Source organism: Candidatus Thiodiazotropha sp. CDECU1 (assembly GCF_963455295.1).
Lineage (GTDB): Bacteria > Pseudomonadota > Gammaproteobacteria > Chromatiales > Chromatiaceae > Thiodiazotropha.
The window spans coordinates 3234623-3260238 of record NZ_OY734020.1 but is presented as its reverse complement, the minus strand read 5'-3'; the positions used below and the strand labels follow the sequence as shown (position 1 = coordinate 3260238).

General features: G+C 54.1%; 24 protein-coding genes. 19 read left to right on the top strand and 5 right to left on the bottom strand.

What is annotated here, in order from left to right:
* The first annotated feature begins 15 nt into the window (after positions 1 to 15).
* The 7 genes from R2K28_RS14765 (at position 16) to R2K28_RS14735 (ending at position 6961) form a co-directional block, all read left to right on the top strand.
* A complete protein-coding gene (locus R2K28_RS14765) occupies positions 16 to 2136 on the top strand; it encodes a sensor histidine kinase (protein WP_316365531.1) in 2121 nt (706 codons plus the stop codon).
* Positions 2137 to 2347: 211 nt separating this feature from the next.
* A complete protein-coding gene (locus R2K28_RS14760) occupies positions 2348 to 2884 on the top strand; it encodes an HD domain-containing protein (RefSeq protein WP_316365530.1) in 537 nt (178 codons plus the stop codon).
* A gap of 256 nt (positions 2885 to 3140) precedes the next feature.
* A complete protein-coding gene (gene moaB / locus R2K28_RS14755; protein ID WP_316365529.1) occupies positions 3141 to 3662 on the top strand; it encodes a molybdenum cofactor biosynthesis protein B in 522 nt (173 codons plus the stop codon).
* Between the two features lie 324 nt (positions 3663 to 3986).
* Positions 3987 to 4577 carry a DUF2846 domain-containing protein gene (locus tag R2K28_RS14750; RefSeq protein ID WP_316365528.1) on the top strand — a complete coding sequence of 197 codons (591 nt, stop codon included), beginning with the start codon at positions 3987 to 3989 and terminating at the stop codon, positions 4575 to 4577.
* Between the two features lie 155 nt (positions 4578 to 4732).
* Positions 4733 to 5488, top strand: coding sequence for a hypothetical protein (locus R2K28_RS14745; protein ID WP_316365527.1), 756 nt, complete (start codon positions 4733 to 4735; stop codon positions 5486 to 5488).
* A 23-nt stretch (positions 5489 to 5511) separates the two neighbouring features.
* Positions 5512 to 5946, top strand: coding sequence for a hypothetical protein (locus R2K28_RS14740; protein WP_316365526.1), 435 nt, complete (start codon positions 5512 to 5514; stop codon positions 5944 to 5946).
* Between the two features lie 19 nt (positions 5947 to 5965).
* Positions 5966 to 6961: a M28 family peptidase gene (locus R2K28_RS14735; protein WP_316365523.1), complete on the top strand. Its 996-nt coding sequence runs from the start codon at positions 5966 to 5968 to the stop codon at positions 6959 to 6961.
* 27 nt (positions 6962 to 6988) lie between these two features.
* Here the strand turns inward: R2K28_RS14735 and R2K28_RS14730 are convergent, their stop codons facing one another.
* From R2K28_RS14730 to moaA, 4 genes are all read right to left on the bottom strand, one after another.
* Positions 6989 to 7420, bottom strand: a complete 432-nt coding sequence (locus R2K28_RS14730) for a hypothetical protein (RefSeq protein ID WP_316365521.1) — start codon at positions 7418 to 7420, stop codon at positions 6989 to 6991.
* Positions 7421 to 7756: 336 nt separating this feature from the next.
* Complete coding sequence (locus tag R2K28_RS14725) at positions 7757 to 8671, bottom strand: helix-turn-helix transcriptional regulator (RefSeq protein WP_316365519.1); 915 nt, start codon at positions 8669 to 8671, stop codon at positions 7757 to 7759.
* A gap of 12 nt (positions 8672 to 8683) precedes the next feature.
* Positions 8684 to 9568 (bottom strand): formate dehydrogenase accessory sulfurtransferase FdhD, encoded by an 885-nt coding sequence (locus R2K28_RS14720; protein ID WP_316365517.1) that lies wholly within the window; start codon positions 9566 to 9568, stop codon positions 8684 to 8686.
* 9 nt (positions 9569 to 9577) lie between these two features.
* The gene (gene moaA / locus R2K28_RS14715) at positions 9578 to 10597 is read right to left on the bottom strand and encodes a GTP 3',8-cyclase MoaA (protein WP_316365514.1); all 1020 of its coding nucleotides are present in this window, start codon (positions 10595 to 10597) and stop codon (positions 9578 to 9580) included.
* 467 nt (positions 10598 to 11064) lie between these two features.
* Between moaA and R2K28_RS14710 the strand changes: the two genes are divergently transcribed.
* From R2K28_RS14710 to R2K28_RS14660, 11 genes are all read left to right on the top strand, one after another.
* A complete protein-coding gene (locus tag R2K28_RS14710; protein WP_316365512.1) occupies positions 11065 to 11595 on the top strand; it encodes a DUF3305 domain-containing protein in 531 nt (176 codons plus the stop codon).
* Positions 11585 to 12124, top strand: a complete 540-nt coding sequence (locus tag R2K28_RS14705) for a DUF3306 domain-containing protein (protein ID WP_316365509.1) — start codon at positions 11585 to 11587, stop codon at positions 12122 to 12124. Before R2K28_RS14710 ends, R2K28_RS14705 begins: the two co-directional genes overlap by 11 nt.
* Positions 12121 to 13749 carry a 4Fe-4S binding protein gene (locus tag R2K28_RS14700; protein WP_316365508.1) on the top strand — a complete coding sequence of 543 codons (1629 nt, stop codon included), beginning with the start codon at positions 12121 to 12123 and terminating at the stop codon, positions 13747 to 13749. Before R2K28_RS14705 ends, R2K28_RS14700 begins: the two co-directional genes overlap by 4 nt.
* A 151-nt stretch (positions 13750 to 13900) precedes the next feature.
* On the top strand, positions 13901 to 14569 hold the full coding sequence (locus tag R2K28_RS14695) for a TorD/DmsD family molecular chaperone (RefSeq protein ID WP_316365506.1): 669 nt from the start codon (positions 13901 to 13903) through the stop codon (positions 14567 to 14569).
* A 56-nt stretch (positions 14570 to 14625) separates the two neighbouring features.
* Entirely contained in the window at positions 14626 to 14838 is a 213-nt protein-coding gene (locus tag R2K28_RS14690; protein ID WP_116447073.1) for a formate dehydrogenase, read from the top strand.
* A 103-nt stretch (positions 14839 to 14941) separates the two neighbouring features.
* Positions 14942 to 17752, top strand: coding sequence for a formate dehydrogenase subunit alpha (locus tag R2K28_RS14685; protein ID WP_316369750.1), 2811 nt, complete (start codon positions 14942 to 14944; stop codon positions 17750 to 17752).
* A gap of 26 nt (positions 17753 to 17778) precedes the next feature.
* Entirely contained in the window at positions 17779 to 18408 is a 630-nt protein-coding gene (gene fdh3B / locus R2K28_RS14680) for a formate dehydrogenase FDH3 subunit beta (RefSeq protein WP_116447075.1), read from the top strand.
* Positions 18409 to 18437: 29 nt separating this feature from the next.
* The gene (locus tag R2K28_RS14675; protein WP_316365503.1) at positions 18438 to 19526 is read left to right on the top strand and encodes a formate dehydrogenase subunit gamma; all 1089 of its coding nucleotides are present in this window, start codon (positions 18438 to 18440) and stop codon (positions 19524 to 19526) included.
* Positions 19523 to 20164, top strand: a complete 642-nt coding sequence (locus tag R2K28_RS14670; RefSeq protein WP_316365502.1) for a hypothetical protein — start codon at positions 19523 to 19525, stop codon at positions 20162 to 20164. Before R2K28_RS14675 ends, R2K28_RS14670 begins: the two co-directional genes overlap by 4 nt.
* Before the next feature lie 8 nt (positions 20165 to 20172).
* Complete coding sequence (locus tag R2K28_RS14665; protein ID WP_316365500.1) at positions 20173 to 21444, top strand: (Fe-S)-binding protein; 1272 nt, start codon at positions 20173 to 20175, stop codon at positions 21442 to 21444.
* Positions 21445 to 21990: 546 nt separating this feature from the next.
* Positions 21991 to 22419, top strand: a complete 429-nt coding sequence (locus R2K28_RS14660) for a DUF4399 domain-containing protein (RefSeq protein WP_316365499.1) — start codon at positions 21991 to 21993, stop codon at positions 22417 to 22419.
* A 33-nt stretch (positions 22420 to 22452) separates the two neighbouring features.
* Here R2K28_RS14660 and R2K28_RS14655 read toward each other — a convergent pair whose 3' ends face one another.
* Positions 22453 to 23577 (bottom strand): putative sulfate/molybdate transporter, encoded by a 1125-nt coding sequence (locus R2K28_RS14655; RefSeq protein ID WP_316365497.1) that lies wholly within the window; start codon positions 23575 to 23577, stop codon positions 22453 to 22455.
* Positions 23578 to 23805: 228 nt separating this feature from the next.
* Between R2K28_RS14655 and R2K28_RS14650 the strand changes: the two genes are divergently transcribed.
* Positions 23806 to 25176: an alkaline phosphatase PhoX gene (locus R2K28_RS14650; protein WP_316365496.1), complete on the top strand. Its 1371-nt coding sequence runs from the start codon at positions 23806 to 23808 to the stop codon at positions 25174 to 25176.
* The last annotated feature ends 440 nt before the right edge of the window (positions 25177 to 25616 follow it).

The window sequence follows — 25616 nt, the reverse complement described above, 5'->3', positions numbered from 1 at the left end:
CCCTGAAATACGTTGATGTCGCTATTCAGGATCATCGATGCAATACGCAGCAGCTTGCGTTACAAGCTGCTGGTCCTGGTACTGTTTCCTATTCTCCTGATCATGCCTATCGCCCTGGGGCTGGCCATCTACTGGGGATCCCAGTTCAGTTACGAGCAGCTGTTCATCAAGGTCAACACCGATCTTTCTGTGGCGGAAGACAATTTTTACCGCCTGCAGGAGGACTATCTGAATACCCTGGGCCGTCTGGCGGAATCCCATGCCTTCTACACTGCTCTCGAGTCGAGGAGCGGCCAGGTAGTGAATCAGCAGTTGGAAGAGTTGCAGAGGGCAGCCGGTTTCAGTTATCTGCATCTGCTTGGGGTCCAGGGTAGGCATATGTTCCTGCCCTATGGTGCAGCTGAAAAACGCACTCATCCATCAGCCTCCCTATTGGCGGCGTTGCAGGGCAACCCCCGGGTGGAGATAGAGATCTTCAGCGCCGAGGCACTGGATGAACAGTCTCCCGGTCTGGCCAAGCAGATCGAGCTCTCGCTCCTGGATACGCCCAGGGCAAGACCCACCCAGCAGCGTGTGGAGGATCGCGGCATGATGATTCGTGCCCTCTATCCGGTTAAAAACTCCCGCGGACAGGTGGTCGCCGTGCTGGATGGCGGGGTGTTGTTGAATGCCAATTTCAAGTTCGTCGATACCATACGCGACCTGGTGTACGGTCCGGGCAGTCTGCCCAAGGGGAGCATCGGCACGGTGACCGTGTTCCTCAACGATGTGAGGATCACAACCAACGTGCCCCGAAGCCCCAACCAGCGGGCCCTGGGTACCCGGGTCTCCGATGAGGTGCGTACTCAGGTGTTGGATCATGGTGAGAAATGGATAGACCGGGCCTTTGTGGTCAACGATTGGTATATATCCGCCTATCAACCGATCATCGATGTGAATGGTGAACGGGTGGGCATGCTCTACGCCGGTTTCCTGGAGTCCCCCTCGCGCAACGCCCTGTGGCAGGCACTGGGTGTTCTGATCCTGCTGTTTCTGGCACTGATGCTGTTTTCATCGATTCTATCCATCAGTGGCGCCAAGTCGATCTTCAAACCCCTGGAGATGATGATGGCGGTGGTTCGCGCTACCCGTGAGGGTTATACCAAACGCATCGGCAAGATCTCATCCATGGATGAGATCGGTGTCCTGGCCAACGAGTTCGACCTCCTGCTCGACCTGCTGCAGGAGCGCAATCTGCAGGTGCAGCAGTGGGCCGACCAGTTGGAAGAGAAGGTGGATGAACGCACTGCGGAACTGAAGCTGAAGAATGAGAAACTGTTGACCACCATCCAAATCCTGCGTGAAACACGGGCCCAATTGATCGCTGCGGAAAAGCTTGCGGCATTGGGTGAACTGACCGCGGGGGTTGCCCATGAAATCAACAACCCCACGGCGGTCATGCTGGGGAATCTGGACCTGCTGGTGGAAGAGCTGGGGGATAGCGCGGCACCGGTAAAGGGTGAGATCGACCTGATCATCGAGCAGATCTTTCGCATCAAGGATATCATCAACAATCTATTGCAATATGCCCGTCCCGATCAGATTACCGAAGCCCTGTCGGTGATCGATGTCAACGAGGTGATACAACACACCTTGGCGCTGGTACGTTATCTGCGGAAACAGAAACAGTTTGAGATACGCCTGGACCTGAAGGCGACACGGCCGATCAAGGTCAACCCCCATGAGTTACAGCAGGTCCTGGTCAATCTGTTCGTGAATGCCGCGCATGCATTGGATAAGCGCGCGGGAATCATATCCCTTGGCACAGAAGACTGGGATGAGAAGGGTGTGGTGATCAAGATTGAGGACAATGGTGTCGGCATCGAAGAGGAGCAGATAGATCTGATATTCAATCCTTTCCACACCAGCAAACGTGTGGGTGAGGGTACCGGTCTGGGGCTGTCGGTCAGCTACGGATTGATAAAGAAGTATGGCGGGGATATCACCGTCAGTTCGGGTCAGGGTGAGGGATCTCTGTTCAGCGTCTGGCTGCTTCAGGAACCGGATTTGGTGGAAGAGGAGTCGGCACTGATGGAACAGTTACAATCGACGCAGGCAGCGGAGTCGTCATTCAGTCAAAGTAAGAGGAGAGCCTGATTGGGTAGCTGAGAACCATCATGGTTCTCCCATAAGCCAGCTACTGTAAGTGTTGATAAAGAGTTTTAGATTACGATGTCCATGTGGGTTTTAGTCGATGTCCAGCGTGTTATGGTGGGGCAGGGCCCCACCCTACACATTGGGGTAGAACGTAGGGTGGGGCCCTGCCCCACCAAATAAGGCTAAATTGAATTATGATCAATAGAGAAGAATGAACAGCCCGGAACTAAAACAACTGATAAAAACCCTGGCATTTGCTACTCAAAAGCATCGTCATCAGCGCCGTAAGGATATCGAGGCATCGCCCTATATCAATCATCCAATTACTCTGGTGGACATCCTTGTCAACGAGGGTGAAATAACTGATCTCGATACCCTGCTTGCCGCCTTGCTACACGACACCATCGAGGATACCGATGCCACCGTGGAGGAGATCCAGGCCGAATTCGGGCCCACCATCGCCAGCCTGGTGATGGAGGTGACCGATGACGGAACCTTGCCGCAGCTTGAGCGAAAGGCGTTGCAGATCAAACATGCACCGGACCTCACATACAAGGCAAAACTGATCAAACTCGCGGACAAGATCGCCAATCTGCGTGACATCGACAGAAGTCCCCCTGCCGGTTGGTCATTGCAGAGAAGCCAGACCTATTTCGACTGGGCCAAGCAGGTGATAGACGGCATACGAGGCAGCCATGAAATCCTCGAGACCCTCTTCGATGAGGTCTACAAAAAGAGGCCAAAGTGATAAGTTTGCAAATACACGCAACTGTTTTTATGTAGGGTGCGGCTAGCCGCACCATTTCCTCTAGCGTGTAGCCCAGCCCCACCAATCACCCCCCTATATATTTTCTAGTTCCAACGCAGTAGCGTGGGAACGAGTGTAAACAATCGAATGTATATATGGTGCGGCACACCGCACCCTACATTCTATTGGTTTTTCATCCGCGACAATCCAGCTAAAGTAGTGTGCTTACTCACGCCACCAAAGGAGATAACAGAAAATGAGTGAAGAACGAAAATTTATACCATTGAACATCGCGCTGCTGACCGTCTCTGACACAAGAACGGAAGCGGATGACAAATCTGGTCTCAAACTCAAGGGCCTGCTGGAGGATGCCGGGCACAGGTTGGCGGACAAGGTGATCGTTCCTGATGATATCTATCGCATCCGCGAAGTGGTTTCAAAATGGATCGCGGATGGCGATGTGCAGGTGGTGATCACCACCGGCGGCACCGGTCTCACGGGACGGGATGGCACACCGGAGGCGGTAACCCCGTTACTGGACAAGGTCATCGATGGCTTTGGCGAGATGTTCCGGGTGCTCTCCTATGAGACCATCGGCACCTCGACCCTGCAATCGAGGACGATTGCAGGTGTTGCCAATGGCACCTTTATCTTCTGCCTGCCAGGATCGACCGGCGCCTGTATGGATGGCTGGGGCAAGCTGATCTCGGCCCAGCTCGACTACAGAACGCGCCCCTGCAATCTGGTGGAGTTGATGCCGAGGCTGCATGAGAAATAGAAGCGTAGGGTGCGGCTTGCCGCACCGGGTATCTAAAGGTATAAAACTGCTATTTCACCTAATTTCCTTGCGGTTTATTGCTGGATGTTCTAAAAAGAAAGCCGGTTCAATTTCTCCTCGGTCACAGGGATGCTATTTCGAATGGAACACAAGAACAGGGTTGATCTAACGATACTGTATTCGCACGAGGATATCTCAAATCATGGGTCTGCGGAAAATCCTCTTATTTATGAGGCATACCGAACCACTATAACTGATTCATACAACAAATTAGATGGATGAATAACCAATATTAAAAATAGTTAAAAAATAGGGGACATCAACATGAAGTACCGTAGACAGTCATTAACATTCCTCTTGGATCGCATATCTCTCTCTCCTGCACTGCTCTTGGTTTTAACTATTGTCACTACATTACATTTAGGTGGGTGTGCTTCGACTAAAGAGACGGCTGTCGCATTTACTCCGACGATTGTCGAGCCCTCAAAGACTGTTATCTACGTTTATCGCGAATCCCGTTTTGTGGGAGCTGTAAACAAGGCGGAAATTTTCATCAACAATCAGTATGCCGGCCAACTCATCAATGGTAGTTATTGCACCTTTGTTACCGATCCGGGCTCCATTGAAATCAAGGCCCTCGAAAAAATACCGGAGATAATGGTTCTGCGTAGCTTGCTCAGTAAATTAGCGGGAAAACAGCCTCTCTTTGAATTTACAGCAGAACCTGATCGGGATTACTTTCTTGAATTTAACGTTGCCGGGTACAAGGTCAAGGAGGTTTTAGAAGACAAGGCTGTGGTTAAAATGGGTGGCTTGCAACCCGCGAAATTCAGCCCTGATCAGATAAAAAATGACGGGGGACGCTCAGGAATAGTAACAGATGTCCAAGGCTCTGGGCCGAAGTACCGAAAGTAGGCTGGAGATGCAGGACCAATATAATTCTTAGCATGCTAGAAAGAATACAAATCTCAAGCAGGTGAAAAAACTGAAACTAACTGTTGTATAACAATAGTCTCCATATATTCACGTTTACACGACGTGCTTGTGACTGGACGATTGCATTACAAAACATGGATGATCCTATCAAGAACAAACTCAATATATTGTCGGTCATTAAACATGCCATAAGTATTCCTATTCTAAGGTGGAAGACCTTATCTATGGCCCTGCTGCCATCAGGCATAGCAATGCTTGCACTCGATCTTATTTATGAGTATGGGTTTGTGCCCCATAACACTGTCACCGGTATCATCTATTTCCTTATATCCGGTATTTTACTTGTCATCTTTGCAATTACCTGCCATAGAAATATTCTTTTAGGTACAGGATCAACAACGAAATACGGAGTTTTGAAATGGAATTATAGAGAGTGGCGCTATGCAGGCTGGGCATTCATTGCATACTTTTATTTATATGTTTTCGCAGTGTTGGGAATGTTTTTAGCTGGTTCACTTACAGCACTTGTACCAGGCTGTAATAACTCTTATTATTTCATGGCATTATTGGGTATCACTGTGTTGCCCGGTATTTATGTGTTTGCAAGATTGAGTATTCTCTTTCCAGCTACTGCAATTGAACATGTAACAACTTGGAACTGGGCGTGGGATGTAACAGAAGGCAATGGATGGCGCCTTGTTATTATCGTTGGCTTTTTTCCGGCAATACTTTCTCTTGTGCCAATGTTTCTATCTGGGATAAATATTGTTTTGGATATTGTACTGCTTATTGCCAGCTTGATGCTGTTGGCAATAGAGATAATAGCGCTATCCGTTTCTTTTGATGAGCTAACTAAGGATCATGAACCATATATTACAACAACTGGCTAATTTAGACTTCAAGGGAGAAGACAATGATGAATAAGATAATACTAGTTCTCACGTTATCACTACTAACTCCATTGACTTCTTTTGCTGAAAACAATGACGCCATCTCGATAGTTACACGAGGACTCGAAGCGTATACCAAGGGTGGTGCAAAGGCAGCCATCGAGAGCTGGATAAAGGATAGCGGGCTTGAAGGCAGTAAAGAGGCGTTGGCTCAAGCAAATGTGCTTAGGCAGGTAGAGGATTATTATGGAGAATACGTAGGGTACGATATTGTAAAAGATCATCAGCTATCCAAGCGAGTGCACATGATAGTATTCGTGATGAATTACACTAAAGGACCATTGTTTGGGCGCTTTCAGTCGTACCGGTCCAATTCTGGTAAATGGGTGGCAACTGAGTTCAAATTTCATACTGAGGCAGTAATGGTTTTGCCAAAATCCATTGTTTTCGGAGAGTGAAATATAATAGTAATTAAATATGCTTTTAAACCTATTGACATCGATCAGTCGAATCGCAGCCGCCCTCATAGTCATTCTCGGCTTGCTATGGCTGCTTCTCGCTAGACCCAGTATTTCCTTCAAAGATGCATCAAAGGCCTCCCCTCAGCTGGTTGACCAACCTGCACTGAAAAAACACATATTGATGTTGTCCGAGGAGCTGGCACCAAGAGATTACACACATCCAGACAACCTGAACAAGGTAGCGAATTACATTGCGGATTCACTAAGATCCTCAGGTGCGCGCGTCAGTGAACAACTATTCGAGGTTGATGGGGTTGAGTACAAAAATATCATTGGGGAATATGGGCCACCGGACCAGGAAATCATCGTCATCGGTGCTCACTACGATGCCAAGGGGGAATTTCCGGGCGCGGATGATAACGCCAGCGGTGTGGCGGGGTTGCTCGAAATCGGCAGATTGCTCGCAGAAAAAGAGCTTAAAACAAGGATCGCACTGGTAGCGTTCACTCTGGAAGAGCCGCCTTTTTTCCGATCGGACAATATGGGTAGTGCGGTATATGCGAGGTCTCTCGCTGAGACTGGTGCTGCGGTCAAATTGATGATTGCGCTGGAGATGATTGGCTATTATTCGGAGGCAAAGGGAAGTCAAGACTACCCCATGCTGTTGTTGAACCTCTACTATCCCAGGATCGGAAACTATATTGCCGTGGTCGATAAAATGTTGTCTACCCAGGCCCAGCGAATGAAAACGGCTATGGCTCAGGTCATCGACCTTCCTGTGTATTCGATTAACGCCCCCACATTCATTCCGGGTGTGGATTTTTCAGATCACTTGAACTTCTGGCGCTATGGGTATCCGGCTGTGATGGTTACCGATACCGCATTTTATAGAAATCGAGCTTACCATTCGGAAGCTGATACAGCCGCGCGTCTTGACTATGGGAAGATGGCACAAGTCGTATACGGGGTTTTCGATTACGTGCTTAAACTTAGTGATGAAATTGAAAAATAGTCGTGGAGCACATTCGTACCTCACATCCTATATCTGACTGAACATGGTCATGAAGAAGAAGTAGACGACGAAGAGACCGCCAACGATAAGCCAAATCCTGTTCCACCTTTTATGGCGCAGTTTGAACTTGGTGGTCTGATCGTCGATGAGGGATCTGTCAGTTTCATCCAATTCTGGATCGATCCACACCCGGGTATGGTTCAGGTCATCCGCCTCGACGGCGGCGATGGCCTTATTCAGTTCGATACGATAGATATGGTTGTCCAGATCAACCAGGTTGTTATGCAGCATATTATGCAGATGCATCTGGCCCGCATCGATATCGTTGAAGCGGGCGATATAGCGTATTTGCGATCCGTGAGTGGCCGCTTGGGTGTTTGGCAGCTCATCCTTGACCAGGACGCGCACAAAATCCTGGTGTTCCGGGTGGGTCTCGAGGGTTAGATAGCCGGTCTTCATTGGTTAATCAGTTTACTCAGTTAACCCAACCATTATACAAGTTATGCTCTGCAGTTTTGAGTTTTGAGTTTTGAGTTTTGAGTTTTGAGTTTTGAGTTTTGAGTTTTGAGTTTTGAGTTTTGAGTTTTGAGTTTTGAGTTTTGAGTTTTGAGTAGATATTTCTTCGTGTGATTTTGTACTCTTATCGCAGTGGAATTGATAAGCGGCAAAGAAAAATAATCGTGGCCGAATAACTAAAAACTCAAAACTAAGAATTCAAAACTTCCCGGCAGCTTGCGATTTGCGCGCACTTTTCCAAGATTGGTTATTCTGGGTATTCAGGTGGGTTTGGGTAGATTACTCGTCCCCCCATACCAGCTCTCCCGCTTCTCGCAGGTCGTAACCGGTCAGTTGTTTGGCCATCACCGTGCATTCGGCTGAACGCAGGCGTCCGATGAGATCCTGGAACAGGCGCCGAAACCAGATGCTGCGGGGCAGGGTCAGGTCGAAGGACTCCCAGCCGAAGGGAATAAAACCCAGTCCATACTCATTGGCGGCGGCCCGTGCTCCCGGGGCCACATCCGCATGATCCATGGCGATGCTGGCGGCCGCCTCCCGTTCCGACAGGGCGGTGGTGACGCAATTCAACCTCTCCGTGCTGGTGCCGTAATCGCTGAGCACCTCCATCAGAAAACGTTGTGCACCGGCACCGCTCTGGCGCATGGTCCAACGATATCCCTGGTCGAAGAGGTGTTCCGGCTGCAGCCCCTGTTGTTCGATCTTGCGCTTCACCATCAATCCCTGTTCACGGCGAAACAAACGTATCAGCACCCAATGGCGAAACTGAGGATATTGACGCAGCAGCGCCGGATGGCGTGTATGGCTCTCCTGATTCGGTCCCCAGTGGATCCCGCAGGCGTCGATGCGGTTGGCCTGCAGCAGTTCCAGACCAAGGCGGGTGCCCGTGGGGGAGTAACTGATCAGGGCATGGGAGCCGGTCTCCTCGGCAAAGGTCATGATCAGGCGATAGAGCAGGGGATCGTCACTGCCGGCTATCACCAGCCTGTTGGTCATCAGGCCGCCGTGGGCGGAGTCGAGCATCCAGCGATCCACCAGCTCTCTCGGGAACAACCATTTGCCGGTGATCTTGGTGGCGGGGATACGCTCTTCGTTGACCAGGGAATAGATCTTCTTCTCATTCAGATGAAGATACTCCGCCACCTGTTTGACGTTCATGAAGACATGTTGATCCTGGGTCATCACTGCTACCATAACCTATCCCCCTTATCGGCTTTTGCTCTGACTGGCATGTCGTGACCCGGTGCTGCGGGGGCGAACCTCCGGCACTGCATCGAAACTTATCTGTTCCGCCCCGTTGTAGACCAGGAAGTGTCTGCCCTTGGCTCGGGCGATCAGGGTGACGCCGACCTTTTTCGCCAGTTCCAATCCCATCTGTGTTATGCCTGAGCGGGAGAGCAGGATCGGGATCCCCATCTGGGCGACCTTGATCACCATCTCCGAGGTGAGCCGACCGGTGGTATAGAAGAGCTTGTCGCTGCCGTCGGTCCCCTCGAGCCACATGTGACCGGCGATGGCATCGACCGCGTTATGCCGGCCCACATCCTCGATGAAGAGATGGATCTGCTCCTCACTGCAGAGGGCACATCCGTGCACCGCCCCCGCCCGTTGGTAGACTTGATTGTGTTCGTTCAGGGTGTGCAGGAGTCGGTATATCTCGGATTGGCGTATGCTTCTCCGTGGCAGCTCGATCTTATCCAGATCATCCATCAGGTCGCCGAACACCGTCCCCTGACCGCAACCGGTAGTGACCGTCTTGCGTGCCATCTTCTCCTTCAATCCCTGCACCCCCTGATAGGTGGTGATGGCGACGGAATCGGTCTCCCAATCGACCTGTATCGCCTTGATCTGCTCGATATCCTCCACCAGTCGTTGATTGCGCAGCCATCCCAGTACCAACATCTCCGGGCGGGTGCCCAGGGTCATCAGGGTCACCAGCTCCTGCTTGTCCAGATAGAGGGTGAGCGCGCGTTCCGCGGCCACATGGCCGTTTCTGATATCGCCATACTCATCAACCGCAACAGCCTCTACCGCGGCAGCCAGTCCCTCATCGCTCATGAGGGGTCGTTTTTGATGGTAGAGGGTATCCATGGGTATGGCCTATCCGCCGGTTACGTTCATATGGCGGAACAGCACCGGTTTGGCGTTTAGATCAAACTCGTGTCCCTTGGGTTTGATCGCCATGGAGTCGATGATCGCCTGGCGTAACGGTTCATCATCCAGCGGGTTGGCCCGCACCACGCGGCGCAGATCCACCGAGTGCTCCTGGCCGAGGCAGAGCAACAGACGCCCTTCGGCGGTGAGGCGTACACGGTTGCAGTGATCACAGAAGTTGTGGCTGTGGGGTGAGATGAAACCGACCCGGGTGTCACTGTCGTTGATACGGTAATAGCGGGCAGGCCCGCCGGTTGATTCGGTGGTGGCGATCAGGTCGTAATGGGGCTGCAGATCATGTAGTACCTCTTGACTGGAGTAGTAGAGCTCCCCCCGATCGTGATCCCCGGTCTCCCCCAGGGGCATCTCCTCGATAAAGCTGATATCCATGCCCCGTTGTTCGGCAAATGCGACCAGCGCGGGGATTTCGTCATGGTTGCGGTGTTTCATGATCACCGAGTTGATCTTGACCCGTTTGAAGCCGGCCTCGAGGGCGGCATCGATACCGGCCAGGGTACGCTTCACATCGCCGATCCTGGTGATCCTCTTGAAGCGCTCCTGCTGCAGGGAATCGAGGCTGATATTGACCCGGGTCACCCCGGCCTTTTGCAACGCCTTGGCATAGCGTCCCAGCAGGGTGCCGTTGGTGGTCAGGGTGAAGTCTTCCAATCCGTCCAACCCACCGAGGGCCTCGAACAGCTGCATGATGCCGCGCCGGGTCAAAGGCTCACCCCCGGTGATGCGTATTTTTCTCACCCCCATATCGACGAAGGATTTGCCGACCCGGTAGAGCTCTTCCAGGGTCAATAACTGGGATCGGGGTACGAACTGCATATCTTCCGACATGCAGTAGACACAACGCAGGTCGCAGCGGTCGGTGACCGAGATGCGCAGATAGTTGACCTGTCGATCGAAGCGATCCACGAGGGGGGATTGGGTCTGATTTTCCGGGCTCTCTCTATTCACACGCGACCTCACAGGCTGGTTATCCAGTTCGATACGCAAATACCGTACCCACTGATTTGAACAGGATTGTTGATGGACGGGTAAATACTCGGGTTTCGATCAAGGTTTGATACCTGTTCATCAGCGGGTCCATGGCAAACCCCTTGGTTACCAGGGTCTGGAGCCATTAGCGTTGGAAATGGAGGGGATTGGCCGGGGAAACAGAACAGTCCATCTCCGATCCCGAGGATGGAAAGGGATAGGCATCAGTGGGGACGATTATCTAAGCCTGATGCCCCGTGGGGGTGACAAATGGTGTGAAATGTCCCACTTCAGTGAGACTAAACGGGACATTTTGCCCTGTTTTTCTCCTCTTCCGTTTTTAAGACTATTTTCCCATTGCGACTCTTGTCTGATTTTTCTGCCCCGGCAGGGGTTTGGTATGCAACTTGCGGTAGCACAATTGGATAAGCTCAGGGTATTGAACCATGACAGCGACCAATAACGACCAGGCGAAGGCTGATAACCCTTCGAAATTCAATGTTTCTGTGATCATGCAGCAATCACCCAGCGATTCTCAATGGCTTGAGAACAACTGGGAGGCGGTTGGCATCATCAGCGACCTGGTCGAGGAGCGGGGCGACAGGGCCGCACCGAGCCTGATTCACCAGGAGGGTTCGGTGAATCGCTATCTCTATTCCGGTTTCACCCTGCGCCTGCATGAAGATGAGTGTGAAAGCTACTACTACAATCTGCTCTCGATTCAGCCCCACTGTTATGTGGTGGCGAATCTGGATGACCAGGGCAAGCCGGAGCCCTTCCTGGTCAGTCTCAGTTACGACGAGGCCCATGCCTACCTGGAAGGGGATGACGCGGTCTATACCGTGCCCCTGCCGGCCGAGCTCTATCGGTGGACAGAGGCCTTCGTGCTGAATCACTACGTGCCGCAGAAGCGCACCAAGCGCAAGCGCACCGACTGGAAATCGTCGACTCCGGGACCGGATGATCATGAAGCCTGAGGATTCGCCGGAGACAACCGTTCAGAGCGATGAGGGTTTCTACCGTCGCTGGTCCGAGAAAAAACAGGCCGCCCAGCAACCTGTGGTGGAACAGGAAGAACCGGTCGACGAGGAACAGCAGCCCAGCGACGCGGATATGCCGCCACTGGAGAGTCTGAATGAAGACTCCGACTACAGCGGTTTTCTCTCCCCCAAGGTATCCGAGCAGCTGCGCCAACTGGCCTTGGACAAGCTTTTCCACAGTGCCGCCTTCAATGTCTGCGACGGTCTGGATGACTACGCGGAGGATTTCACCAGTTTTGAGAAGTTGGGCAATGTGATGACCGCGGATCTGCGCCACAGGCTTGAGCAGGAAGCACTGAAAAAACAGGCCGAAGAGGATGAGCTGGCCCAGGCCCAGGCATTGGATAGGGATGGCGACGACCCTATGCCCAGCCGGGCGGTAGCTGCGGACGATGAGGCCGGTGATGAGCCGGCACCTCCCCTGACCGGGCAGCAAGAGGATCCAAGTGATGAGGTTGAAACATGAGTGAATCGAAGATATCCCCTGATACGATGGCCAACCGCCGGGCCCGGGACCAGGCACTGCATGCCATGCAGGGAATCCCTGTGGAGCCGACCAGTCTGGTGAACTATCAGTCCCGGGGTCGGGTGGCGGTAATCGGTGATCAAACGGCGCTGGAGATTGCGCCGCGGCTCAATGACAGACTGAGTCCGATCGTGGTCCTGACCGAAGGTGCGGAGGAGCCGGGAGCCCCGGTGGTGCCGGTGGGTGGCCGCACCCTGCGGTTAGAGGGTTATCTGGGTGACTTCAAGATACACCTGGGCGAAGCGGGCCGCGCCAATGGGGAGACCCTGGCGGTGGATCTGATTCTCGATCTCTCCCGGCAGCCGTTGATGAGCCGGGGTATGAACCCGCCCGGTTACTACCACTCCAGTATCGAGGAGGATCAGCTCGCAGCGGTGCTCGAAGAAGTGGCTCAGATGACCGGTAATTTCGAGAAGCCCCGCTATTTCGACTACGATCCGGCGATCTGTGCCCATGGTCGTTCGGGTAACACCGCCTGCACCCGCTGTATCGATGCCTGCCCCGCAGATGCGATCACCGGCCTGGCGGAAACCATCGAAGTGAACAGCTACCTCTGCCAGGGAGGGGGGGCATGCGCCAGTGTCTGCCCCAGCGGCGCGATTCGCTATGTCTATCCCTCGGTCAAAGACAACCTGCAGCGACTGCGCAAGCTACTGTCCATCTATCGGGAGCAGGGGGGCAGCTCCCCGGTGGTGGTGTTTCACGCTGCATCGGATCAAGTGTTGCCGGATGATATCCCCGCCCATTATTTACCGGTGATGGTGGAGGAGCTGGCCAGCATCGGCATGGATGTCTGGCTGACTTCCCTGGCCTATGGCGCCAGGCAGGTATTGTTGGCGGACGGCGGTGGGATACCGCCATCCGTGATGGGTGCTCTGCAGGAACAGTTGAGCATCAGTGGTGAAATCCTCACTGCCATGGGTTATCCCCAGGCATCGATTCGACTCATAGAGCATACGGAACTCGTGGAGGAGGCGGGGGATGGGATGCCCGAGATCGAGGCAGCGGCCTACTCGGGGATCGGCAGCAAACGTCAATCGATCTATCTCGCTCTCGATCATCTGTATGCCCAGGCAGAGCGGTCAAAACCCATGGCCAACCTCCCTACGGGTGCCCCCTTCGGTACGGTCTACGTGGAAGAGAAGGCCTGTACCCTGTGTATGTCCTGTGTCGGGGCCTGTCCCGGCAAGGCGCTGCAGAGCGGCAGCGAGGGTCTGCCACAGCTGCAATTCATCGAGGCCAACTGTCTGCAGTGCGGACTCTGTACCCGCACCTGTCCCGAGGATGCCATCTGGATTACCCCGCGCCTGTTGTTCGAGTCAGAGAGTCGCACCCAGACGCGCACCCTGCGGGAAGAGGAACCCTTTCGCTGTACATCCTGCGGTAAACCCTTCGCAACCCGTTCCGTGATCGACAAGATGCGCAGCAAGCTCAAGGATCACTATATGTTCCAGAGTGAAAGGGCACTCAAGCGCCTGACCCTGTGTGACGCCTGCCGGGTGGTGGATATCGTGCAGGACTCGGAAGCCATGGGGGGTGACCTGGATGGCCGGTTTCGACAGTAGCGCCGCATTTTGACCCCTTGTCAGATACAGGCCGGCACCGTTTGACAGGTGGGGAGGGCGGAGACTTGGTCGATATCAGTCCAATTTGTCATTTATTTCCCACCAGAGCTGGTCCATTGCTTGCAAACACTATTCAGCTGAGGAGAGTGTGATGACCGATTTGAACCAAGCTGTTCAACCCGACAATGAGTATCCAAAGAGCCAGCAGCCTGATGCAACGGCTGAGGCGGCTCAAGGCGTCGACCTGGACCAGGAACAGCACTATCGGATCGGTGCCTACGGCATGCTGGCGCAACTGTTGCGACAGGCCCCGGATCAATCGATGCTCGACCAGGTCGCCGGTTTCGCAGGCATAGAGCCAACCAAGGATGAGTTGGCATTGGCGATGTCGATGTTGGGACTCTCCGCTTCGGACTCTAAACCGCAAGCGGTGGATGTGGAGTTTCACGATCTGTTCATCGGCATGGGTCGCGGCGAGCTGGTGCCCTATGGCTCCTGGTATCTCACCGGCTTCCTGATGGAGAAGCCCCTGGGAAAGCTGCGGGACGACCTGGCCATGTTGGGATTCCAGCGCCAGGAGGGTGTTACCGAACCGGAGGATCATGTTGCCGCGCTGTGCGAAGTGATGGCGATGTTGATCACTGAGGGGGTCAGTTTCCAGCAGCAATCACACTTCTACGAATCACACATGGCTGGTTGGCTGGAGCGTTTTTTCGCTGATTTGAGTGAGGCGAAAACCGCTGTCTTCTATCGTGCGGTGGGGCGTTTCGGCGCCGCATTCGCAGCGATGGAGAAACGTTATCTGAGTATGCCTGTGTAACCTATTTTATCGATGATGCCATGACTGAACTGTGAATCCGACCGGAGGATGATTTCATGAAAAAACAGCATAAGCAGAAACCAGATCCGAAACGCAGGGCGTTTCTGCGTAGCACTGCGAGTGCCGGTGTTGGTGTCGCCGTCGCAGCCAGCCTGCCCGGTCTGACGACAGCTTCCGTGGATGAAACCGATAGCGAAACGCCAAAGGCGAAGAAGGGCTACCGTCTGACACCTCACATTGCGGCCTACTACAAGTCCACCCTGAGCTGAGTTTTTAGAGGATATCTGAATGAAACTGCATAAAACCTCCGATCTGGTGAACCACAGCAGTAGTGATTCGGTTTCACCCGAGAGAGCGTCCGCCGGTCAGAGCATGAGCCGTCGCGACTTTCTACGCAACTCCAGCCTGGTGGCAGGTGGCGCCGCATTGGCCAGCGGATTTACCCCGGGCATGATGAAAAAAGCCGAGGCGGCGACAACCGAAAAGGGCCAGGCGGAACAGATCAAGACCATCTGCACCCACTGTTCGGTGGGTTGCGGCATCATCGCCGAGGTCGAGAACGGTGTCTGGACCGGCCAGGAGCCGGCCTTCGATCATCCCTTCAACCTGGGTGCCCACTGCGCCAAGGGCGCCTCGGTGCGGGAGCACGGACATGGTGAGCGACGCCTGAAGTATCCCACCAAGCTGGTGGACGGCAAATGGAAACGCATCTCCTGGGAGCAGGCGATCAACGAGATCGGCGACAAGATGCTCGAGGTGCGCGAGCAGTCGAGCCCCGATTCGGTCTACTGGCTGGGATCGGCCAAGCACAATAACGAACAGGCCTACCTGTTCCGCAAGTTCGCGGCCTTCTGGGGCACCAACAATGTGGACCACCAGGCCCGCATCTGTCACTCCACCACCGTTGCCGGGGTTGCCAATACCTGGGGCTACGGCGCCATGACCAACTCCTACAACGACATCCATAACTCCAAGTCGATTCTGATCATCGGTGGTAATCCGGCGGAGGCCCATCCGGTCTCCCTGCAGCATGTGTTCAAGGCGAAGGAACAGAACAATGCCCAATTGATCGTTATCGATCCGCGTTTCACCCGCACCGCCGCCCATGCCAATCAGTTCCTGAGGCTGCGCCCAGGTACCGACGTGCCCGTCATCTGGGGCATGCTCTGGCACATATTCAAGAACGGCTGGGAGGACAAGGAGTTCATCCGGCAACGGGTCTACGGTCTGGAGGAGGTGAAGAAGGAGATCGCCAAGTGGACACCCGAAGAGGTGGAGCGTGTCTCCGGTGTCCCCGAGAACCAGGTCTATGCCGCCGCCAAGACCATGGCGGACAACCGCCCCGGCACCTTCATCTGGTGCATGGGCGGTACCCAGCATACGATCGGCAACAACAACACCCGCGCCTACTGCGTCTTCCAGCTGGCCCTGGGCAACATGGGTACCTCCGGCGGCGGCACCAATATCTTCCGCGGCCACGACAATGTACAGGGGGCCACCGACTTCGGCGTGCTATCCCATACCCTGCCGGGCTACTACGGTCTGTCGAAGGGTGCCTGGGGGCATTGGTCCAAGGTCTGGGGTGTGGATTACGACTGGGTGGCCGGCCGCTTCGATCCGGGCAGTTATGAACAATCCAAGGGCAAGGATGTGTCGCCCATGAATACCAAGGGTATCCCTGTCTCCCGCTGGATAGATGGTGTATTGGAAGAGAAGGGAAACATTGCCCAGAAGGATAACGTTCGGGTGATGGTCTTATGGGGGCATGCGCCCAACAGCCAGACCCGCGGCCCGGAGATGAAGAAGGCCATGGAGAAGCTGGATATGATGGTGATCATCGATCCCTATCCCACGGTCTCCGCGGTGATGCACGACCGGACCGACGGGGTCTATCTGTTGCCCGCCGCCACTCAGTTCGAGACCTATGGATCGGTCACCGCATCCAACCGCTCACTGCAGTGGCGGGACAAGGTCATCGAGCCCATATTCGAGTCCCTGCCGGATCACACCATCATGTATCGCCTGGCGAACAAGCTCGGTTTCGCCGATGAGCTGTTCAAGAATATCAAGGTGGAGAACGACGAACCCCTGATCGAGGATATCACCCGCGAGTTCAACAACGGTATGTGGACCATCGGTTATACCGGCCAGAGCCCCGAGCGGATGAAGAAACAGCAGCAGAACTGGGGTACCTTCGACTACACCAGCCTGTTGGCGGAGGGCGGTGCCTGCGACGGTGAGTACTACGGTCTGCCCTGGCCCTGTTGGGGCACCGCGGAGATGGCTCATCCGGGGACACCCAATCTCTACGATACCAGCAAGCCCGTGGCCAAGGGCGGTCTCAACTTCCGCGCCCGATTCGGTGTCGAGCGCAATGGTGAAAACCTCCTGGCCGAGGGATCCTACCCGGTGGGCAACGAGATCAAGAACGGTCATCCGGAATTCACCGCCGACCTGTTGAAGAAACTGGGCTGGTGGGATGACCTGACCCCGGAAGAGAAGCAACTGGCGGAGGGCAAGAACTGGAAGACCGACCGTTCCGGCGGTATCCAGCGAGTCGCCATCAAGCATGGCTGCGCGCCCTTTGGTAACGCCAAGGCCCGGGCCATGGTCTGGACCTTCCCCGATCCGGTGCCGGTACATCGGGAACCCCTGTACACCAACCGGCGTGATCTGGTGGAGAAGTATCCCACCTATGAGGATCGCAAGTCCTTCTATCGCCTGCCGACCCGTTACGCTTCGATTCAGGCCAAGGACTACTCCAAGGATTTTCCCATCATCCTCACCTCGGGGCGTCTGGTGGAGTATGAGGGTGGCGGTGATGAGTCCCGCTCCAATCCCTGGTTGGCGGAGCTGCAGCAGGATATGTTTATCGAGATGCATCCGCGGGATGCCAACAATGCCGGTGTCAGTGACGGGGAGGATGTCTGGGTGGAGGGCGCCGAGGGCGCCCGCATCAAAGTCAAGGCGATGGTGACCCGGCGGGTTGCTGCCGGTGTGGCCTTCATGCCGTTCCATTTCGGCGGCCACTTCCTGGGTAAGGATCTGCGCAGTAAGTATCCCGAGGGTGCGGATCCCTATGTTCTGGGCGAAGCCTGTAACACGGCCATGACCTATGGCTATGACTCGGTGACGCAGATGCAGGAGACCAAATGCAGTCTCTGTCGCATCAGTAAAGCGTAAACGAGTTTTAAACAGAGGATATCAACATGGCACGAATGAAATTCTATTGCGATCCTGAGCGTTGTATCGAGTGCAATGCCTGCGTTACCGCCTGTAAGAACGAGAACGAGGTTCCATGGGGCGTCAACCGCCGCCGGGTGGTGACCATCAACGATGGTGACGAAGGTGAACGCTCGTTGTCGGTGGCCTGTATGCACTGCTCGGATGCTCCCTGCGCCACGGTCTGTCCGGTGGACTGCTTCTATACCACCCAGGACGGGGTCGTTCTCCACGACAAGGATATCTGCATCGGCTGCGGCTACTGCTTCTACGCCTGTCCCTTCGGCGCACCTCAGTTTCCCGAGGATGGGGCGTTCGCCACCCGGGGCAAGATGGACAAATGCACCTTCTGCGCCGGTGGACCGGAGGCCGACAACAGCTCCGACGAGCACAGAAAGTATGGCTCAAACCGTCTCGCCGAAGGCAAGCTGCCGTTATGTGCGGAGATGTGCTCCACCAAGGCTCTGTTGGCCGGAGACTCGGATACGATTTCAGACATCTATCGCAAACGCGTCATCAATCGCAGTGCGAGTGTGATGGCGCGGGGTGTCTCCTATCGCGATGCCTCTTTCCGCGCACCCTCCAGTGGTGCCGGCAAGAGCAGCGCCAAAGAGTGAAGCAGCGCAATAGGGAGAGTTGGTTCGCTATGAACAGGTTCTGCAACCTATCTGCAGCTGGTCAGGGCAGTAACACCGCAGCATGGTTGTTGCTGTTGTGGTTGATTGTCCTGCCACTGCATAGCTTTGCCGAGTCCAAGGAGTCGAGAGGCCTGCCTTCAGTAGCGGTACTCAATCCCGCTGCGGAGTTGTGGCGGGATGTGCGCCAGCGGGATATGCCCGCATCCGGTACCACCCAGGTAAGGGGTGTGGACACGGGTGTGCTGATCAATGCCAATGGGGACAAGTGGCGAAAATTCCGTATGCAGCAGTTGATACCCATAGGTGGATACCTGTTGCTGGGCATAGGTATAGGTTTAATCCTTTTCTACCTGATCCGCGGCAAAGTGAAGATTGTCGGTGGAGAGTCGGACAGGAAGCTGCCCCGCTATACCAGTTATGAACGCTTGATCCACTGGTTTATGGCATCGATTTTCCTGTTTCTCGCCATTACCGGTCTGATCATTTTGTTCGGTCGACCAGTGTTGATTCCCCTCTTCGGCAAGGAGATCTTCTCGGTTATCGCATCGGCCAGCAAAGAGGGGCACAATCTGATGGGGCCCCTGTTTATGATTGCCCTGATCCTGGTGTTTATAAAATTCGTTCGCCGCAACATCTATCAGAAGGGGGATATGAGTTGGCTGTTGCGGGGGGGTGGCATCATCGGTAAAAAACATGTTCCGTCCAACTTTTTCAATATGGGCGAGAAGAGCATGTTCTGGATGCTGATAATCGTGGGTTCAGTGATTGTGGTGTCCGGTCTGGTATTGGTATTTCCCATATTCGGTCAGAGTCGGGAGTGGATGGAGCTGGCCCATGTGGGTCACGCCATCGGTGCGATTCTCATGATCGGTGTGATACTTGGTCATATCTATATCGGCAGCATCGGTATGCAGGGCGCCATCGAAGGTATGAAGTCAGGATACTGCGACCTGAATTGGGCCAAGGAGCATCACGATCTGTGGGCGACACAGATGGAAAAGCGGGGAGAGGCGATAGCCAACGAAGAAGTGAACCGGTTCAGCGACACCGATACCAACAGATCCCTCGGTCGAGAGCTTGGGGAGGCAGGCAAATGATCGCCCAGTTCATCGACGGGCCCTTGTGGATCTTTTCCCTGGGCGTGTTTGTGATCGGTGTTGTATGGCGTATCTTGATGATTCTCATGGCGGGCAATAGGACGGACCTTGCGACGCCAAAAGGCAGTGCAGCATCCGGCGCCATGCGGACTATCGTCAGCCGTTCCCTGTATGAGCGCACTGCCGCCACCCGTGGCAGACTGCTGCAGATCGCCGGCTATCTGTTCCACCTTGGGCTGTTTGCGCTGCTCTTCTTCGCCCAACCCCATATCGATTTCTACGCCGAGAGGATCACCGGATTCAGTTGGCCGGCCATGCCCCATTGGGCCTTTATCCTCTCCGCCGAACTGGCGTTTCTGGGCCTGCTGCTGTTATGGATCCATCGTCTGCTCAGTCCGGTGACGAGACTGCTCTCGGACCTGGATGATCATGTGGGGAGTGTCCTGGTATTTCTGGTGATGCTGACAGGCTGCCTGGCATTGGCGCAATCCTTCGAGGCGCTGCGCCTGATCCATCTGCTACTGGCCGAGTTGCTGCTGATCTATTTTCCATTCAGCAAGCTGATGCATACCTTTACCTTCGTTATGAGTCGCGGCTATACCGGCGCAACCATGGGACGCAAAGGTATCAACGCATAGGGGGCGGCATGAGTGAACAGTTTGAGCAGGGTGTAGAGGCGTTACGTCAACAGATCGATTCCCGCATCTCATCCTACTTCTCCAGTTGTGTCCACTGCGGGCTTTGCGCCGAGGCCTGTCTCTTCTATACGGAGACACATGATCCCCGCTATACGCCGATCTACAAACTCGAGCCGATGAAGAAGCTTTGGCGGCGCGAGCATACCTTCTGGGGTAAGTTGGGTTCAGTGTTCGGTCTGAGTGAGCCTGTAACCGAAAAAGATTTCGCCGATTGGGAGACCCTGGTCTACGACAGCTGCACCATGTGTGGTCGCTGTTCCATGATCTGCCCGGTGGGTAACGACATCACCTACATGATTCGTAAACAGCGGGAAGGCTTCTCCGTCGCGGGCTATGCGCCGGACGGCATGAAAGAGGCGACCAAGCGGGCGCTGAAGATCGGCAGTCCCATGGGAGTTACCTTCAGGACACTCCAGGCTGCCCTGGCCCATGTGGAGAAGGATAGCGGGTTGAAAATACCGGTGGACAAAAAGGGCGCCGACTACATGGTTCTCTTCTCCTCCATGGAGGTGGTCAATTTTCCGGAATTTATCGAGAGTATCGCGCGTATCTTCGATGCAGCGGGAGTCTCCTGGACAATCAACAGCAATGCCTTCGAGGCCACCAACAGCGGCATCCAGATCGGCAACAAGGAGGCAGCAGCGGAACTTGTGAATCGGGTTGTGATCGCCGCGGAAGAGTTGGGTGTCAAGACTGTCATCAGTCCCGAATGTGGCCACGCCTATACCGCTATTCGTTGGGAAGGACCGAACCTGATCGGTCGTCCATACTCCTTCGAGGTGGTGCATATCCTGGAGTTGCTGGAACAGTTAAAGGCGGAGGGACGCCTGCAGTTGGAGGGTAAGGATACAACCCCCATGACCCTGCATGATCCCTGTCAGATCGTGCGTCGCGGTGGTGTCGTCAACCAGCCACGGGAATTGCTCAACAGTGTGGCGGAAAACTTTGTCGAGATGAAGGACCATGGGGTGATGAACTGGTGCTGTGGCGGCGGTGGTGGCGTGAGTGCCAACGAGCGCGCCGAGCCGTTGCGCCTGCGAGTCTTCGAGCGTAAGAAACAGCAGTTACAGGAGACAGGAGTCAATACCATGGTCACGGCATGCGCCAATTGCCGTATCATCCTGGAAGAGGGGATAGAGCATAACGAAATGGATACCCAGGTGATCAGCCTGACCGAACTGGTGGCCGAGCATCTGGTTGCCAAGCCTAAGAAAAATTAAAAAGTCCGCAAATGAACGCAAATGAACGCTAATAAAATGCATTAATTTAAAAAGTCTGTAGGGTGCGGCTTGCCGCACCAGCTCTTTTGCGCAAGAAACGCACAATTGCTTGAGAGGAAAAATTACAGGCGCTGTATTGTTCTGCCAGGCAGGCCATAATCTCTCAAATCTGTTTACTATATGAGGCAATGTTTGGTGGGGCAGCTGTTGTTGACCTCAACATCGGTTAGCTCGATATAGGCTGTCTGGTTGGCGACGGCGAATGCGGCACAGTTGTCGGTCGCTGTCGATGAGGAATTGGTACTGAATCAGTCATAAGCTGACCTTTCCCAAGATCGGTATCCTTGAAATTCAGCAATAGGGAGTCAGTTGGATAGAGATCGTCTGTGCATGCGAAATGCCCTTTTTTAAAGGGTTATAGATATTCAATATGTGCTGTAATTAATGTGTCTTACACAATATGGGACTGCCCGGGTATTGTGCTGCTTGATGCTCCGGATGCCCTACACTCAAAATCCCAAATCTAACAACATCCTGGAGGTCCTTATGCCCTCTTTTATAAGAAGACTGATTTTCGCCATGCTGCTGCTTGGCTTTTATGCGCCACAGATCAATGCCGGCACCCCTGCGCCTGACGGCGTCAAACTGTATATCATTTCACCCATGAATGGTGAACAGGGAAGTGGTCCTGTTACTGTCCGTTTCGGTTTACGGGGGATGGGTGTCGCGCCCGCCGGGGTCGAGCGTGAAAAGACCGGACATCACCATCTGCTCATCGATGTAAACGAGATGCCGGCAATGGATAAACCCTTGCCTTCAGATGATAATCATCGCCATTTCGGTGGTGGCCAGACAGAGGTGACGCTCGATCTGGAAAAGGGCACCCACACTCTGCAGCTGGTGCTGGGTGATAAGGATCATATCCCCTTCGATCCGCCCATCGTCTCTGACAAGATCACCATCATGGTGAAATGAATGTAATAGGTAGGGTGGGGCCCTGCCCCACCATCAATGATGTTGAATCGGTCCCCGCTTGCGCAGATATTCAATCGCAATGCCCACCAATAATCCCAGCGCAACATTGAACAGCAGGCAGACAAGGCCGGTGATGATAATGACTGGCAAATTCTCCCGTGATCCATGCATCAGCTCTTTGCTCATAGCCAGATCGATACCGGCAAAGACCAATAGTGCGCCAACCGCCGCGAGGGGTATAAGTAGCAGGAGTTGTAACGCATTCGGTCCCAACAGGAGTCCGATCGACAGACAGGTGATACCGAAAATGGCAGGTGCCAATCCAGTGCGGGCACCGAAGCGGTGCTGCACCACCAGGCCGCCTGCGCCATGGCACATGGGAAAGGCGCCGAGTGGGGCCAGTAGCAGATTGAGCACGCCGGTGCTCATGCCAAGTTGATTCGGCGTGATCGATCTGTCCTGATCGACGAACAGGTGCCTTGCGATGGCGGCGGTTACGATCATTGCATTGGTCAGGGTCAGGGCGAGCTGTGGCAGCAGAATCGTTTCAGCCGATTTCCAGCCATCCGACCAGTCGAAGCTGACCCACTGGGGCAGATAGAATCCAATTGCTATCTCTGGAATTTGCACGGGTTGGCCAACGGCACTCCATACGGATGTGCCGAGAATGACCAGGATGGCACTGAAGGATTTGAAACGCGTTGGCAGCAGCAGGAGTAAAAGCACCATCGCCGCCAGGCCGGTAAGGGGATCCTGCAGCATCAGTTTTGCACCGGCCCATGCGAGGATCAGGCCGATACCTAGTTGTATCCCGCTGAGTACAGCCTGAGGTAATTTTTTGCCCAAATAGGAGGCAACGCCGGTGACGGTAAGCAAGAGAACCGTAATACCCAACAGCAGGCCGCTGGCGGCAATGGTGCCGGCACTGAGATTTTCTGCGATGACAACCGCAGCCACCGCTTTCATCGGCTGTACCGGGATCGGGCGGCGATAGATCGCCGCTACCGCAAGGGCGAACAGCCCGAAGCCGATAAACAATCCGGATGGATCGATCAGTTGCAGAGTGAGCACCGCAATTACGATGGGCAGGAAGGTGCCGAGGTCGGCAAAGGCGCCGGAGAATTCTCCAACTATCTGTTTTGTTGTATATTTATTCAAGGTCTTCTTATCGTAAACATATTATTATCATTGCATCACAAAAATGTAATCGTAGCAGTTGTGTGACTGAAACATAGCCTCATCAGAATGGCGCCGACTCAGGAAGAGTGGGGCGCAACGAAATGGACTGAATAAGCGCCGCATAAACACCGGAAGCTGTTGGCTGCAAAATGTCCGTCTAAGGCCAGTTCAAAGCTTCCCTCAAATACTAGATGAGGATGATCGTAAATGTTTCAACGCAAACTATTGACTATCGCGCTTGCGGCAACCGTGATGCTTACCGGTTCGGCAATTGCGGGTGGTATTAAAAGCTATAATTTCAAACCCCTTGAAGAGTCCGCCAATGCTGCTGACTGGGACGCAACCGCTCCCTGGAAAGTGCCAAAGGGCTTTAAGCAGTGGGTTGTTTCTGACGAGACCAATCTGAATATCTACGATAACGGACGTGATGACTGGCATGACATGAATACGGTCAATGAGACCGGACCCATGAAGGGCCGTTTCATGTACCGGACCCACGAACTGCGCAGCCCTGCCAACCAGCCGGAAGGCGGCTCTGTGAGTGTGGTTGATCTGCAGACCGGTGAAACCCGTCTGTTGGCCCAGGATCCCGGCTACGACGCCCTGGACGGTATCCGCTGGACACCTTGGGGCACTCTCCTGTTCGCAGAAGAGATCACTGGCGGTCGCCTGCTTGAGATCTACCTGGAAGACGATCTGATGACCGCCAAAGAGGTTGTCGACAGACCGGCTGTGGGTCGTCTTGCCCATGAAGGTATAGATCTCGACAGTGATGGTAATGTCTATGTGGTGGATGAGCATCGCGGCCGTACCTCGGGCTGCAGCGGTGTAGTCCCTTGTGGCGGTGGCGTCTATAAGTTCGTACCCGATGCTGCCGGTGATCTTTCGGCTGGATCTCTGTATGCGTTGAAGGTGAATGGTGCAGATGGTGTTGGCCAGGGCGAGTGGGTCGGTCCCATCGATCCTATGACCGCTCGTGAGTCCGGTAGCGCCGCCGGTGGCCAGAGCTACCAGCGTCCTGAGGATCTGGAAGTGATCGGAAATACCCTCTATGTGGCCATCACCGAAGGCCCGAGAGATACCAAGACCGATGAGAGCGGTGCGCTTGTTTTCACTTCGGAGCTCTACGAAGGTCGTGTCATCGCCATCAACCTCAACAGCATGATGGTAACCGACTTCGTCAAGCCGGGTGTGAATGTGCCGAAGGAGATCGGTAAGCCGGGTGAAGCGGGTCATCAGACAGGTTTCGACAGTGTGGACAACCTTGCTGAAGCGCCGAATGGTGACCTGGTGATGATCGAGGACAACAAGCCGTCCGATATCTGGTTCGCCAGTCAGGTGAGCAACGAGTTCGGTGCATCCCGCTATGTCTCCCTGTTCGCTTCCCTTTCCGACCCTGGCGCAGAGGGTACCGGTATCTATTTCAGCCCGGCGGACCGCAACATCCTGTATGTCAACATCCAGCATTCGGCTAACGACGACGGCGACGGCACCTGGGCCATCAGCCGTGAAGACCGTAAGGAGAACTACGCCGAGGACGACGACCGCGAGAACGATGGCCGTAAAAGAGATAGATAAGAGCAATTGACAGGGATGTGAATTCTTAATGGATTAAGAAACTCCCTTATCGAGGTGGCCTTCGGGCCGCCTTTTTTGCTTACTTAACTGTAAATAGACGTGAAACAACGCGAATACGCGCAAATATTAGCTGGACGATTAAAAAATCCGCTTATTAATAGTGACAGTCCAAGTTGGAATGAAGTCATGTAGCTAATCTTTTAGATTGCCCAGAGAATATGTGGGTAGACTTGACTGACCTCGTCGCACCGACTGACCTCGTCGCACCGACTGACCTCGTCATTCCGGCGCATGCCGGAATCCAGATGCACCACACGATTGTCGAGCGTCTGTTTTTCAAAAAAGAAAATATCTTAATAGACCAGGTCTGGATACAAATCACGCCAGCGAGGATTAAGTTCTTCAATCGTCTCATGCATCTCATACCAGACTAAAGTATG